The 14,268-nt window shown below is 58.1% G+C and carries 14 protein-coding genes; 10 read left to right on the top strand and 4 right to left on the bottom strand.

What is annotated here, in order from left to right:
- Nucleotide 1: 1 nt before the first annotated feature.
- From trpD to Q1K29_RS05765, 4 genes are read right to left on the bottom strand one after another with little or no spacing between them, the layout of a single operon-like run.
- Nucleotides 2-1,030, bottom strand: coding sequence for an anthranilate phosphoribosyltransferase (gene trpD / locus Q1K29_RS05780; RefSeq protein ID WP_300392013.1), 1,029 nt, complete (start codon nt 1,028-1,030; stop codon nt 2-4).
- A complete protein-coding gene (locus Q1K29_RS05775; protein WP_300392012.1) occupies nt 1,027-1,593 on the bottom strand; it encodes an aminodeoxychorismate/anthranilate synthase component II in 567 nt (188 codons plus the stop codon). The genes trpD and Q1K29_RS05775 overlap by 4 nt, the downstream gene beginning before the upstream one ends.
- Complete coding sequence (gene trpE / locus Q1K29_RS05770; protein ID WP_300392011.1) at nt 1,590-3,020, bottom strand: anthranilate synthase component I; 1,431 nt, start codon at nt 3,018-3,020, stop codon at nt 1,590-1,592. Before trpE ends, Q1K29_RS05775 begins: the two co-directional genes overlap by 4 nt.
- Entirely contained in the window at nt 3,017-4,921 is a 1,905-nt protein-coding gene (locus Q1K29_RS05765; protein ID WP_300392010.1) for a SurA N-terminal domain-containing protein, read from the bottom strand. The genes trpE and Q1K29_RS05765 overlap by 4 nt, the downstream gene beginning before the upstream one ends.
- 87 nt (nt 4,922-5,008) lie before the next feature.
- Between Q1K29_RS05765 and tpiA the strand changes: the two genes are divergently transcribed.
- From tpiA to Q1K29_RS05715, 10 genes are all read left to right on the top strand, one after another.
- Nucleotides 5,009-5,764: a triose-phosphate isomerase gene (tpiA, locus tag Q1K29_RS05760; RefSeq protein WP_300392009.1), complete on the top strand. Its 756-nt coding sequence runs from the start codon at nt 5,009-5,011 to the stop codon at nt 5,762-5,764.
- 67 nt (nt 5,765-5,831) lie between these two features.
- On the top strand, nt 5,832-6,326 hold the full coding sequence (gene secG / locus Q1K29_RS05755) for a preprotein translocase subunit SecG (protein WP_300392008.1): 495 nt from the start codon (nt 5,832-5,834) through the stop codon (nt 6,324-6,326).
- Between the two features lie 60 nt (nt 6,327-6,386).
- Nucleotides 6,387-8,021, top strand: coding sequence for a CTP synthase (locus tag Q1K29_RS05750; RefSeq protein ID WP_300392007.1), 1,635 nt, complete (start codon nt 6,387-6,389; stop codon nt 8,019-8,021).
- 87 nt (nt 8,022-8,108) lie between these two features.
- A complete protein-coding gene (gene rpmF / locus Q1K29_RS05745; protein ID WP_300392006.1) occupies nt 8,109-8,294 on the top strand; it encodes a 50S ribosomal protein L32 in 186 nt (61 codons plus the stop codon).
- A gap of 110 nt (nt 8,295-8,404) precedes the next feature.
- Nucleotides 8,405-9,679 carry a phosphopyruvate hydratase gene (eno, locus tag Q1K29_RS05740; RefSeq protein ID WP_300392005.1) on the top strand — a complete coding sequence of 425 codons (1,275 nt, stop codon included), beginning with the start codon at nt 8,405-8,407 and terminating at the stop codon, nt 9,677-9,679.
- 67 nt (nt 9,680-9,746) lie between these two features.
- Nucleotides 9,747-10,046 carry a septum formation initiator family protein gene (locus tag Q1K29_RS05735; protein WP_300392004.1) on the top strand — a complete coding sequence of 100 codons (300 nt, stop codon included), beginning with the start codon at nt 9,747-9,749 and terminating at the stop codon, nt 10,044-10,046.
- A 70-nt stretch (nt 10,047-10,116) separates the two neighbouring features.
- Entirely contained in the window at nt 10,117-11,139 is a 1,023-nt protein-coding gene (gene pdhA, locus Q1K29_RS05730; protein WP_300392003.1) for a pyruvate dehydrogenase (acetyl-transferring) E1 component subunit alpha, read from the top strand.
- Nucleotides 11,139-12,557, top strand: coding sequence for a pyruvate dehydrogenase complex E1 component subunit beta (locus Q1K29_RS05725; protein ID WP_300392002.1), 1,419 nt, complete (start codon nt 11,139-11,141; stop codon nt 12,555-12,557). Before pdhA ends, Q1K29_RS05725 begins: the two co-directional genes overlap by 1 nt.
- Nucleotides 12,547-12,870, top strand: a complete 324-nt coding sequence (locus tag Q1K29_RS05720; protein WP_300392001.1) for a DUF5076 domain-containing protein — start codon at nt 12,547-12,549, stop codon at nt 12,868-12,870. The genes Q1K29_RS05725 and Q1K29_RS05720 overlap by 11 nt, the downstream gene beginning before the upstream one ends.
- Entirely contained in the window at nt 12,870-14,267 is a 1,398-nt protein-coding gene (locus Q1K29_RS05715) for a pyruvate dehydrogenase complex dihydrolipoamide acetyltransferase (protein WP_300392000.1), read from the top strand. Before Q1K29_RS05720 ends, Q1K29_RS05715 begins: the two co-directional genes overlap by 1 nt.
- Nucleotide 14,268 lies beyond the last annotated feature (1 nt).

Here is a 14,268-nt window from a genome sequence, read left to right as displayed (position 1 = left end):
GCTAGCTCCGGCCGTGACTGATGTCTGCCAAGGTTGAGAGGGTCTTCAGTGCCTCTCCGGTATCGATTGCATTTGCAGCCATGCCTGCCCCCTTTTCCAGCGTATCTGCAAGCCCAAGAATGTGCAGGCCTGCGGCTGCATTCAGCAGGACAACATCTCGAAATGGCCCGGGCCTGCCTTCAAGCAGCTCGCGAATGGCGGCTGAGTTCTGCTCCGGCGTCCCGCCTTCGAGTGCGGATAAAGGGCTCAGATCGAGACCGGCGTCCGCCGGATTGATTGTCATTTCTATGAGCTTGCCGCCAGAAACTTCAAGCACGCGCGACGGCCCTGAGATGGAAAGCTCGTCTATGCCATCCAGACCATGAACGACCCAAGCTTTCTGCACGCCGAGTTTTAGCAGGGTCTGCGCCATGGGTTCCAGCCAGCGTGGTTCGTAAACGCCGAGAATCTGGTGCGTGGCATTTGCGGGATTGGAAAGTGGGCCGAGCAGATTGAAGATGCTCCTGATGCCGAGGCTGGCGCGAATTGGCGCGACATGGCGCATGGCTGAGTGATGACTGCGGGCAAACAGGAAACCGACGCCAGCGCGCTCGATGCAGGCGGAAAAGGTCCCCGCCGAGATATCAAGTTCGACGCCAAGGGCTTCGAGAACATCTGCTGAGCCGGTCTTGGGTGGCACAGAGCGATTGCCATGCTTGGCAACCCGTCCACCAGCAGCTGCGGTGACAAGGGCGCTCGCCGTAGAGGTGTTCAGCGATGTCCAGGGAAGGCCGCCTGTGCCGCAGGTGTCGAGCAGGGGACCAACAAGGCTGACCGTGCGCGCATGCTCGCGCATGACCTTGGCGCCGGCATAAAGCTCGTTGGATGTTTCGCCGCGGACCGCGAGTCCCATCAGGAAAGCCCCGACCTGTTCTGGTTGAGCACCACCTGAAAGAAGTATGTCGAACGCTGAAACCAGCGTCTCCTGAGGCAGTTCTTCGCTCCGGGCGAGCGCTTTGATCGCTATGGAAAGGGCAGGTGTGGTGGTCATGTCAGGCGGATGAAATTCTCAATCAGTTCGTGGCCGTATTCAGTTTTGATGGATTCCGGATGGAATTGCACGCCATAGACCGGGCGGGTCTTGTGATGGACGGCCATGATCTCACCGTCCTCGGTCCAGGCGTCGGCCACCAGCGTATCAGGAAGCCGATCAGCGGGAATGGCGAGGGAGTGATATCGCACAACGTCATACTGTTCCGGCAGCCCTTCGAAGAGGCCACTCTGCATATTACGAATGCGAGAAATCTTTCCGTGCAGGATGGCCTGCGCGTGAATAACGGGTTCTCCCATAGCATCGCCGATCGACTGGTGTCCGAGGCAGACGCCGAGGATGGGAAGATCATCCGGAGCTGCCTTGATCAAATCGACGCAAATGCCGGCCTCGCGCGGTGTGCAGGGCCCAGGTGAAAGGATAACGCCACTGGGTTTCAGCGCCAGCGCTTCTTCGGCGGTTGTGACATCATTGCGGATGACCTTGGTGCGACCGCCGGCCTGTTCGATGTAATGAACCAGGTTCCAGGTGAAGCTGTCATAGTTATCGACAACAAGGATCATTGATCGAACTCATAGATGGCAGCCATCTCGGCAGCGCGTTTGAGAGCGCCTGCCTTGTGGACGGTTTCATCGTATTCGTATTGCGGCACACTATCGAGTACGACCCCGCCGCCCGCCTGAACATGGATCTGTCCATCCTTCAGGACCGCTGTTCTGAGGGCGATACACGTGTCCATGTCCCCGTTCCAGCCGAAATAGCCAACAGCCCCGCCATAGATGCCACGGCGGGATGTCTCGAGTTCGTCAATGATCTGCATTGCCCGGATTTTTGGTGCGCCGGAGACCGTCCCGGCAGGTAGGCCCGCGAGCAGCGCGTCGACGGCGTCCAGTCCTTCACGCAAATTGCCTTCAACGTGACTGACGATGTGCATGACGTGGCTATAGCGCTCGACGACGAATTGCTCGCTCACTTCAACGCTTCCAAAGGCCGCTACGCGCCCGACATCGTTGCGACCCAGGTCGAGCAGCATGAGGTGCTCGGCACATTCCTTCTCGTCCGCGAGCAGGTCCGCTGCGCGATGCGCATCCTCGACCGGGTCGCCGGAACGTGGGCGTGTGCCTGCAATCGGACGTATCGCCACCCGGCCTTCGCGTAACCGAACCAGGATTTCGGGGCTTGAGCCCACCAGGCGGACATCGCCGAGATTCATGTGGAACATGAAAGCTGAGGGGTTGAGCCGTCTCAAGGCTCGATAAAGGCTGATCGAGTGGCGCTTGAAGGGGGCAGAAAAGCGCTGGCTGGGGACGATCTGAAACGTATCCCCCGCACGCGCATAGTCTACGGCTTTCTCGACCATGTCGAAATAGCGCTTCTTGCTTGTGTTCGATGTGAATGGCAGCGTATCAGCGACCCGATCGCGTGGCGTCACAGGCGCTATCTTCTCAAGCGCTTCCTCGACGGCATCAAGCCGACGTTGAGCTGCCGCTGTGTCGTCGCCATCGGTGCGGCCGACAAGGAGCATTTCCTGATAAAGATGATCGAAAATGATGACGACGCCCGGAATGAGTAACAAGGCGTCGGGCACGTGGAGATCGTCGCGAGCGTTTATTTCCACCGGCTCGACATAGCGGATCATATCATAGCCGACGTAGCCGAAAGCGCCTGACGCCATGGGTGGCAAGCCTTCGACCTCGGTCTCGGCGCGGGCTTTTACCGCGAAGTTGCGTAGCGCTTCAATGGGCTCGCCCTCCACCGGTTGAGCATCGTCGAAGTCCGGCGTGCTGGCTGTCTCAGCCCTGCCGTCGTGGATGCGGAACCATTTCAGAGGATCGACACCGACAAAGGAGTAGCGCCCGAGGCGCTCACCGCCATGAATGGATTCGAACAGGAAAGACCCCGGCGCCTCTGGCCCGAGCTTGAGCATGGCGGAGACCGGCGTCTCGATATCGCCGATCCGCCGCCGAACGATCAGTTGATCCTGTTTCATGTGTCCGGATTTATGCGCGCCTTGTAGGCCTCAAGTGCCTGCGGGTTCACTTCAAGATTTACAGCATCCTGCGCGCTGGCCACGAAAGCTTCGAGCAGATCATTGTTGAGTTGCTGCCTCATCTGGGGCTCGGAAACCGGAGCCAGAGCCCGCAGTTCAGCTGGGGTCGGCCTATCGATCTCGACCAGTTGGACAATGGCAATCTCGTCCTGTTGCTCCGTCGGCGTGACGTGAACATCGCCTTCGCGCTTCAGGGAAAAGACACCTGGCACGAAGGCCGGGGGAATGACTGATGTCTCTGATGCGCGGCGGGTAAATGCCTGATCCGGTGCCTCTGTTGTGGCCCCGTACTGTGCGGCGGCTTCTTCGAGCGTGATTTCACCAGCTTCAAGTTGCTTCTTGATATCCTGAGCCGCGTTGGTCAGGGCCTGCGACTGACGTTGACGTTCAAGTACGGTGCGAAGGTCTTCGCGAAGATCTTCGAGTGGTGGTGTGAAGGCGTCAACGACACGGTCGACACGCAGCATGTAAGCTGACTCGTCCTGGCCAAACCTGGGGGTGCGCCCGCCTTCGGTGAGTTCAAACGCTCGCGACAGAATATCAGGGTTTCGGCGGAGGACAGAGGGGGCCAGCCCTTTCTCGGTAACGCCGCTTCGGTCGACAGGAGCAAAACTCAGAACAGGCGTTCCCATCTGTTCGGCGATCTGTTCCAGGTCGGCACCTGTGCCGATAAGCCCGTCCAACTGACTGATGGAGTCGTAATAAAGTCCAATCGCCTGCTCGCGCGAGACTTCGTCTACAATCTGGTCGCGAACCTCCTCGAACGGAATAGCTTCACCGGGTTCGATCGATTCAAGTCTTGCGACGGTATAGAAATTACCCGTCTGTACCGGTCCGAAAATTCCGCCGGGTTGAGCGGTTGGCCCAAAGACCCTGTCGGCCAGGGATGTGTTCGACATGCTGCTGCGCTTGCCGGTGCGCTCGGCTGAATTTGCAAGCCCGCCAAGGGACGCAGGAGCCGCGCCCCCGGCAATGCGGCCCAGCGCATCGCGCGCTTCCTCTTCTGACTGGAACACAAACTCTGTCCATGTGCGCGTATCCGGCCCCGTGTATTCCTGGCCTTTGACCGCATCATAATACGCTTGCAGGTCGTCTTCAGTGTATTCAGCCTGGCTCATGAAGTCGTCGACGGTCAGGTGAACAAGGCTGATGGCCCGGCGTGGTGGATTGGTCAGGGCCTGCTGCTGTTCTTCGTAGAAGACCGCAATATCTTCGTCGGTCACGGGATCCGGCTCCGGCAGGTTTTCCCGCGACAGAACAAACCAGGAAGCTTTGCGGAGCTCGCCGGAATAAGCCGCCTGCAGGGCGGTGAGTGACAGCGGTGGCTGCAGACCGGCCTGCGCGGTCTGCGTGAGCCAGTTAATCGTCAGGTCCCGGCGCAGGAAGCGCTCGAACATGTCAGGCGTGAAACCGTTCGCTCGCAGGAGCTGGCGGTAGAGTTCCGGGTCGAATGTCCCCGTATCACCCTGAAAGGTTTCGTCATTACGGACGACGTTGACGAGGGCTTCGTCCGTGGCAACCGCGCCGAGGCGGTCGGCATAGGCAACCAGTGCGGTCCGGAAGAGCTCGCGCTGATAAATCTGGTCAACCATACCCTGTTCAGAGGCCTGAGCTTTGCTTAATGCCCGTCCGCGTTCATCAGTCGCGGTTCGCAGTTCGCGTTCCACTTCCTGGTCAAGTTGGGCTTCGGAGAATTTCACATCGCCCGCAGCAGCAAGATTGTTCCCGAGGTTTCCTGAAAACACATCGGTTACGCCCCATGCGCCCATGGCGATGATGATCAGCAGAAACAGGAGGCCTGCGAGCCTCGTGCGAAGCATGTTGCGGATCAGAGTGAGCATTTGAACTTTGCCTCAGGGATTGTCTTGTAACCGACCGAACTGCTTGCTAGGCGAGCGCGCTTGGAGTTGCAAGATGGGGAACGCGGCATGATCAGGCCACTGATTGCTGGAAACTGGAAGATGAATGGCGTGGCAGGAATGCTGGCGGTCATCGAAGAGGTTGTAAATGGGCTGTCTGAGCGCAGCGATGGTGCCGATTGCCTTATCTGCCCGCCAGCCACCCTTCTCGACCGTGCGTCCCGGGCGGCCAGGGGGTCAGCGCTAAAGACAGGCGGGCAGGATTGCCATGCTGAGCCCTCAGGTGCCCACACGGGGGACATCTCAGCGGAGATGATCGCGGATGCCGGTGGCAGTTATGTCATTCTCGGCCATTCTGAACGTCGCGCGGACCATAATGAGTCCAGCGAGATGGTTGCAACGAAAGCAGAAGCTGCCGCTCGCGCAAATCTGACGCCGATCATATGCGTGGGTGAAACTCTGGACGAGCGCGAAGCCGGCCAGACGCTTTCAGTCATTTCCGGACAGATCGACAATTCTATCCCGGAAACTGTGACAGACGCCAGCTTCGTGGTCGCTTATGAGCCTGTCTGGGCCATAGGAACCGGCAAGGTGGCCACGGTCGAACAGGTCGAGGAAGTGCACAATGCAATCCGGAAACAACTGGTCCAGCGCTTTGGTGGCAGTGGCTCAGATGTGAGGATCCTGTATGGCGGCTCAATGAAACCCGGTAATGCGGCGGAGCTTCTGTCACTCGAAAACGTCAACGGCGGTCTTATCGGTGGTGCCAGCTTGAAAGCCCCCGATTTCCTGTCCATTTACGACGCTGGTATCAGCAATTTGTGAGCAACAGGTCTTGGCTGCGGACCCGTAACGTCCTATCCGGCGCCGAACTGACCTTGAAGAGACTTCCATGACCGTCATTCTCGTCATCCATATTCTTGTGAGCATCGTGCTCGTCTGTGTCGTGCTGCTCCAGCGCTCCGAAGGGGGCGCGCTCGGTGTTGGCGGCGGAGGCGGCGGAGGCGGTGGTGGCCTGATGTCGGGCCGCGGGGCAGCAGGTGCCCTTGTTCGTACAACCATAATCTTTGGTGCCATCTTCTTCATTACCAGTCTCGTGCTGACGACGATTTCCAGCCGCGAGGCTGATGACGATCGCTCTGCCATTGAGCGGCAGCTGGATGGAGAAGGCGGTAGCGGTCCTGTCGATATCTTTGATCCGGACGCGCCTTTGCTGGATGATTCGCCATCAACCTCCCTTCCGGGGGAAACTGAGACGATTGAGCCTGTCGCACCTGACACGGAGAGCGACCCGCTTGCTGCAGAGGATCCGGCCGCCGATCCGCTGGCAACAGAAGTTCCCCAACAGGGCGAAAGTGAAGAAGCTGTGGATCAACCGCAGCCTTAGGCAGTAATGCTGCGTTCCGGGCTTGGGGCGATGGCACAGAATCGGGCACACTGATTTTCCATGATCCGCTATATTTTCATTACGGGCGGCGTGGTTTCCTCGCTTGGAAAAGGTATCGCTTCGGCAGCCATGGGCTCGCTCCTGCAGGCGCGTGGCTATAAGGTTCGATTGCGCAAGCTTGATCCTTATCTCAACGTTGATCCCGGAACGATGTCACCGCGCCAGCATGGTGAGGTGTTCGTCACCGATGACGGCGCGGAGACTGATCTCGATCTTGGTCACTATGAACGCTTCACAGGCGTATCGGCGCGCCAGTCAGACAATATCACGACCGGCCGTATTTATCAGGACATCATCGAAAAGGAACGTCGCGGCGATTTCCTCGGTGCAACGATCCAGGTCATTCCGCACGTTACCGATGCCATCAAGGAGTTTGTCCTTTCGGATCCCGGCGAGGGTGTCGACTTTGTACTTTGCGAGATTGGCGGCACGGTTGGTGACATCGAAGGCCTGCCATTTTTCGAAGCGATCCGTCAGCTTGGCCAGGAGCTGGGCTCCGAACGTGCCTGTTTCATCCATTTGACGCTGCTGCCCTATATTCCGGCCGCTGGCGAGATGAAGACCAAGCCGACCCAGCACTCCGTGAAAGAGCTGCGTTCGATTGGTATTCAGCCACAGATTCTGCTTTGCCGCTGTGACCGGCCCATCCCGGAAACAGAAAAGGGCAAGATCGCGAGCTTCTGTAATGTGCGCCCGTCGAGCGTCATCGAGGCGCGCGATGTTGGCCACATCTATGATGTTCCCGCAGCCTATCACGCAGAGGGCCTGGACACTGAAGTGCTTTGGCATTTCCGGATGGAAGATGCACCCAAGCCTGATCTCACACGCTGGAACGAGATCGCTCATACGATCCATAACCCGGACGGCGAGGTCTGCATTGGGCTGGTCGGCAAATATACGGATGTGCCGGACGCTTACAAATCAGTGTCTGAGGCGCTCGTTCATGGCGGGCTCGCCAACAAGGTACGGGTGAAGGTCCGGATGATCGATTCCGAGCAGTTCGATGACGAACATCATCCGCTGGATATCCTCGAGGGCGTCCATGGCGTCCTGCTGCCGGGCGGTTTCGGTGAACGTGGCGCACACGGCAAAATTCGAGCGGCACGCTTTGCTCGAGAGCGAAAGATTCCCTGCTTTGGCATCTGCTACGGCATGCAATTATCCGTGATCGAGACAGCCCGCCATATGGCTGGCCTTAAAGGCGCCTCCACAACAGAATTCGGACCGGCCGCCGAACCTGTTGTCGGCCTCATTGAGGAATGGACGAAGGGCAACGAGAAGATCACTCGCGACGAGAATACCGATAAGGGTGGCACGATGCGTCTAGGCGCTTACCCGGCAATCCTGAAAGAGGGGAGCAAGGTCGCCGAAATCTATGGCTCGAATGAGATTTCGGAGCGCCACCGCCACCGCTATGAGGTGAACCGTGGCTATATCGAGAAGATGGAAGCTGCAGGGGTGACATTCTCCGGCATGTCTCCGGACGGCCTGTTGCCTGAAATCATCGAGCTTGATGACCATCCCTGGTTCATCGGCGTCCAGTTTCACCCGGAACTCAAGTCTCGCCCCTTCGAGCCGCATCCGCTTTTTGCGAGTTTCATCCAGGCGGCGAAAGTGCAGTCACGCCTCGTCTGACGGGTTGCATTCGCGAAAGCCTGTAAGTATACGCGCGGTTTGAATTCACGCGGGGTGATTTGCTCCGCCAGATACTGGAACACGACCATGGCAGTCCCGAAGCGAAAAACGACGCCGTCCAAGCGTGGCATGCGCCGCGCCCACGACAAGCTGAAAGGCAACACCTATATCGAGGATTCCGAATCCGGTGAGCTTCGCCGTCCGCACCATATCGATCTGAAGACCGGTGTGTATCGCGGCCGCCAGGTGCTGGAGCCGAAGGAAGACTTCTAGGTTATCACGCCGGCCTTGCGCCGGTTGTCGATACAGATTACGGACGTGAGCGCCCTCGGATTTCTCCGGGGGCGTTCTCACATGAGCCGCCAAAAGAACAGGAAATCGTCATGAGCGAGATCGTCGACATTTACGCCCGCCAGATTCTCGACAGCCGGGGCAATCCCACCGTCGAGGTTGATGTCACGCTTGAGAATGGCGCCACAGGCCGTGCGGCGGTTCCCTCTGGAGCGTCCACCGGCGCCTATGAAGCTCACGAGCTGCGCGACGGCGAGAAGGCCTATGGCGGCAAGGGCGTCGCAAAAGCGGTCGATGCGGTAAATGGCGAAATCAATGACGAGCTGGTTGGCATCGATGCGACCGAGCAGCGTCTGATTGACGGTCTGATGATCGAGCTCGACGGCACCGAGAACAAGAAACGTCTGGGGGCCAATTCCATTCTTGGTGTTTCGATGGCTGTCGCCAAGGCGGCGGCCGAGAGTTGTGGCCTCCCGCTCTACCGCTATGTCGGTGGCTCTAACGCACGAATTCTGCCGACGCCCATGATGAACATCATCAATGGCGGCGAACATGCGAATAATCCGATCGACATTCAGGAATTCATGATCATGCCGGTCGCTGCCGAAAACATTGCGGAAGCCGTGCAGGTTGGCTCCGAGGTGTTTCAGTCGCTGAAGAAGCTGTTGAACGCCGAAGGTCATAATACAGCGGTGGGTGATGAAGGGGGCTTTGCGCCTGACCTGTCTTCAACAGACGACGCCATCGGCTACATTATGAAGGCCATTGAGAAGGCCGGTTACAAGCCGGAGGAGGAAGTTGTCCTCGCACTCGATGCTGCGTCGACGGAATTCTGCAAGGATGGCAAGTATGTCCTGGCCGGTGAAAACAAGACGCTCGATGCCGAGGGGATGGCGAAGTATCTTGAGGATCTCGTCAATCGCTATCCCATCGTCTCGATCGAAGATGGCATGGCCGAAGATGACTGGGATGGCTGGCGAATTCTGACCGAGGCGATTGGCGACAAGTGCCAGCTGGTTGGCGATGATCTCTTCGTGACCAACCCTGAGCGTCTCGCCATGGGCCTGGAGCGCGGTGCAGCGAATTCCATCCTGGTGAAGGTCAATCAGATCGGCACACTGTCGGAGACACTGGATGCGGTGGAGCTGGCGCAGCGGCATGCTTATACCGCTGTTATGTCCCATCGCTCGGGCGAGACGGAAGATGCAACGATTGCGGACCTCGCCGTCGCGGTGAATTGCGGGCAGATCAAGACCGGGTCGCTGTCGCGCTCAGACCGGCTGGCCAAGTACAACCAGCTCATCCGGATCGAGGAAGAACTCGGCGCCGCAGCGCTTTACGCGGGGCGTGCTCTTATCAACGCCTGAGTCGAGCGTAAGGCTTTGTTTACCAATCTGGATTCTCTTGCTGATTCGCGTTCAGCAGGTGATCCAGATGACCCCGAAATATGCCGCCGCAGCCATGTGCGCGCTGACAGCCTATTTTGCCTATCACGCCTTCGCCGGTGATCAGGGCCTTGGCCACTGGAGCGACATGCAGTCGACCCTGGCAGACAAGCGTCAGGAACTATCAGAGGTCCGGTCGGCAAATGATCAGTTGCGCGCCGACATTGCTCGACTAACGCCGGGAACTGTAGATCCTGACCTTATTGAGGAACTCGCAAGGGACGATCTTGGTTATATATATCCGGATGAAATTGTTCTCATAACGGATCAGTCCGGGACTGCATTTTGACATAGGTGCTAAAACTGGACGTACCCCCATCCGAGGATACATAACGGGGACTTCCAGATAGGGAGGCTCCATGGCGAAGTCGCCGGCGAACAAGAGCAAAAGCTCAAAGACGAAACCCAAGATGAAGCGCGACGAAGCGCTGAAATTCTACCGAGACATGCTTCTCATCCGTCGCTTTGAAGAGCGCGCGGGGCAGCTTTATGGCATGGGCAAGATCGCTGGGTTCTGCCACCTGTATATTGGGCAGGAAGCTGTCGTAACCGGGGTGCAGGCCTGTCTCAAGGAAGGCGACCAGATCGTCACGGGCTACCGCGACCACGGCCATATGTTGGCGTGTGACATGGATCCCAAGGGAGTCATGGCAGAGCTGACGGGGCGCGCCGATGGATATTCCAAGGGCAAAGGCGGCTCCATGCACATGTTCTCCAAAGAGAAGAACTTCTATGGCGGTCATGGCATCGTTGGCGCACAGGTCCCGATTGGGACAGGCATGGCCTTCTCCAACAAGTACCGTGAGACCGACAATATTTGTGTGACCTATTTCGGCGATGGCGCGGCAAATCAGGGACAGGTCTATGAGAGTTTCAATATGGCATCGCTCTGGGACCTTCCGGTCGTCTATGTGATCGAGAACAACCAGTACGCCATGGGTACGAGCGTGGCTCGCGCGTCCGCGGAAACCGAGCTTTTCAAGCGGGGCATCTCCTTCGAGATTGAAGGGGAAGAAGTCGACGGCATGGATGTGTACGCGGTCAAGGAGGCCGGCGAGAAGGCGGTCAAGTATGCCCGGTCCGGAAAAGGGCCGTATATCCTCGAAATGAAGACCTATCGCTATCGCGGGCATTCCATGTCCGACCCGGCGAAGTATCGGAAGCGTGAGGAAGTCGATGACATCCGTACACATCACGACCCGATTGACGGGTTGAAGGCGAGGATTCTGGAAGAAGAATACTCGACCGAGGATGAATTGAAGAAGCTCGACAAGGAGATCAAGGACGTCGTGAAGGATGCGGCAGATTTCTCACTTGATAGTCCTGAGCCGGATCCCGCCGAGCTTTGGACGGATGTGCTGCGTGAAGTGGAGTCAGCCTGATGTCGATTGACGTATTGATGCCGGCCCTCTCGCCCACGATGGAAGAAGGCACACTGTCGAAGTGGCTCAAGAAAGAGGGTGACCAGGTTTCGTCCGGCGATGTCATCGCGGAGATCGAAACCGATAAGGCCACGATGGAAGTCGAAGCCGTGGACGAGGGCACGCTTGCGAAGATCATTGTGCCGGAAGGTACAGAAGGCGTGAAGGTGAATTCGGTCATCGCTCGCCTCGCTGAAGAGGGTGAAGATGCCTCGGCGGTTGATGATGCCCCAGACCCTGCGGGCAATGATGCGAAGGCGGAAGAAACCACGCCTGAAGCCGATGGCGATTCAGATGAAGAGCCGGCTGGTGGTGATGCGGAGGAGGCGGACGAGACGCCCCCTGAACCGTCTGTGTTGACCCTTAAGGACCCGGAGGTGCCGGAAGGGACCTCCTTCGTCGACACCAGTGTTCGCGATGCGCTGCGCGATGCTATGGCGGAAGAGATGCGCCGCGACGATACAGTGTATGTCATGGGTGAGGAGGTCGCTGAATATCAGGGTGCGTACAAAGTGACGCGAGAGCTCCTTCAGGAGTTCGGACCGAAGCGCGTGGTTGATACTCCGATTACGGAGCATGGTTTTGCCGGACTTGGCGTCGGGGCTGCGTTTGGCGGCCTGCGGCCAATTGTGGAATTCATGACGTTCAATTTCGCCATGCAGGCGATTGACCAGATTATCAATTCGGCTGCGAAGACATTGTATATGTCCGGTGGTCAGATGGGCTGTCCGATCGTCTTCCGCGGTCCAAATGGCGCTGCGGCACGTGTGGGCGCACAGCACAGTCAGGATTATTCCTCCTGGTATGCGCACGTGCCTGGCCTGAAAGTGGTGGCACCATATGATGCAGCGGACGCCAAAGGCCTGCTCAAGGCCGCAATCCGCGATCCAAACCCGGTAGTCTTTCTGGAGCACGAGTTACTCTATGGGGAGAGCTTCCCGGTTCCCGATCTCGAGGACTACACGCTCCCGATTGGAAAGGCGCGAATTCGGCGTCCTGGTAGGGATGTCACGCTTGTCGCTCATTCCCGGATGGTCGGCTTTGCGCTCCAGGCGGCTGAAAAGCTCGCGGAAGAAGGTATTGAAGCTGAGGTGATCGACCTTCGGTCACTACGGCCACTCGATACCGATACCGTCGTTGAGAGCGTCAAGAAGACGAACCGGATTGTGACGTGCGAAGAGGGGTGGCGCTTTATGGGTGTCGGCGCAGAAATTTGCGCCACAGTTGTGAACGAGGCTTTCGACTATCTCGATGCACCGCCTGCGCGGGTTCACCAGAAGGATGTGCCGCTTCCGTATGCTGCGAACCTGGAGGCGCTTAGCCTTCCGGGCACGGCAGATATTATCAAGGCTGCAAAAGAGGTGTGCTATGTCGGATAATCAAAATTCGCTGAATGTTCCCGGCAGCATCCCTCCGGATGCGGAGGCTCAGGAATTCGTCCGCTTCTGGATTGCGAACAATACCGATCATGTCAGCCTCAAGGTTGGCCTGGCTGGGGACCCGGCCAAAGAGCCGGCAATGTGGGGCTTCATCCTTGCCGACATTGCAAAACAGGTGACCAAGGTTCTCCGCGAGCAGGATCCTGAAGGGCCGTCGGCTCAGGCTATCATGGAGCAAATCGTGGGTGGTCTTTATGAGCGCCTGAAACATGCGCCTAATCTCTCTGGCACAGTGAACAAGGTTGAGAGCTGATGGCTGTTAATATCACGATGCCAGCTCTGTCGCCGACGATGGAAGAGGGCACGCTTGCGAAGTGGCTCGTAAAGCCGGGTGATACCATTTCTTCCGGAGATGTGATCGCAGAAATCGAGACCGACAAGGCCACGATGGAAGTCGAGGCCGTCGATGAGGGGACTATCGCGAAAATCCTCGTGAACGAAGGCACCGAAGGCGTGAAGGTCAACTCTGTCATTGCGCTTCTTGCGGAAGAGGGAGAAGACCCGGACGCAATCGAGGCGCCGAAGGAAACGGGCACCAGCGCCCCAAAAAAGGAAGAGGCAAAGGCGGAGGATAAGTCCGAGGACCAATCTGCCTTAACCGGATCGGAGCCGAAGAAAGAAGAGGCCAGGTCAGCTCCTACTTCTAAAATCGAGCAGGAACCCAGAGAGGCGCAGGGCAAGGACGTTTCAAAAGAACTCGGCTCGACACCGATGAAGCTTGCTGATGTCGGCGATGGCAAGGACCGTATAAAGGCGAGTCCGCTTGCTAGGCGTCTTGCCAAATTGCGTGGCATCGACCTGTCAGCGCTGAAAGGCTCCGGGCCGCATGGCCGCATCGTGAAGAAGGACGTCGAAAGTGCTGAACCTGGCCAGGCGGCCGCCCAACCGGGTGCCTCGCCGGCTGCGGTTCCCGACGGTCTCATTCTGCCGCAGGTTCTGGACGACCGTGTCTATGCGCCTGACAGCTACGAGTTGAAGCCACTTGATGGCATGCGCAAGACCGTAGCCAAGCGCCTCACGCAGAGCTTCATGCAGGTGCCGCACTTCCCGCTCAATATCGATATCAAACTCGACAAGCTGCTTGCGGCACGGGCCGGGATCAATGAAGCGGCACCGGAAGGCGTCAAGATTTCGGTCAATGACATGCTCATCAAGGCTTCCGCGCTCGCGCTTATGGCTGAGCCGGATTGCAATGCGAGCTTCTCCGACAAAGGCATCGCCTACCACAAGTCGGCGCATATCTCGGTTGCCGTAGCCATTGATGGCGGGTTGATCACGCCGGTCATCTTCGATGCTCAGACCAAAGGTCTGGCCACCATTGCCGCTGAAATGAAAGACCTCGCTACTCGGGCACGTGAGCGCAAGCTCAAGCCACAGGAGTATTCTGGCGGGACGTTTTCCATCTCGAACCTTGGCATGTTTGGCATCAAATCCTTCGGCTCGATCATCAACCAGCCGGAAGGCATGATCCTGTCGGTCGGGGCAGGGGAGAAGCGGGCCGTCGTGAACGCGAAAGACGAGATCGTGCCGGCGACTGTCATGACGGTAACGCTGTCGTGTGACCACCGCGTGATTGGCGGCGCGGAAGGGGCACGCTGGCTACAGGCTTTCAAACAATACGTTGAAAGCCCTGAAAGCATGCTGCTTTGAT

It is taken from the genome of Henriciella sp. (assembly GCF_029937755.1).
Taxonomy (GTDB): Bacteria; Pseudomonadota; Alphaproteobacteria; order Caulobacterales; family Hyphomonadaceae; genus Henriciella.
Note: the sequence above shows the minus strand (reverse complement) of the source record. Positions and strands in the feature narration are given on the sequence as shown.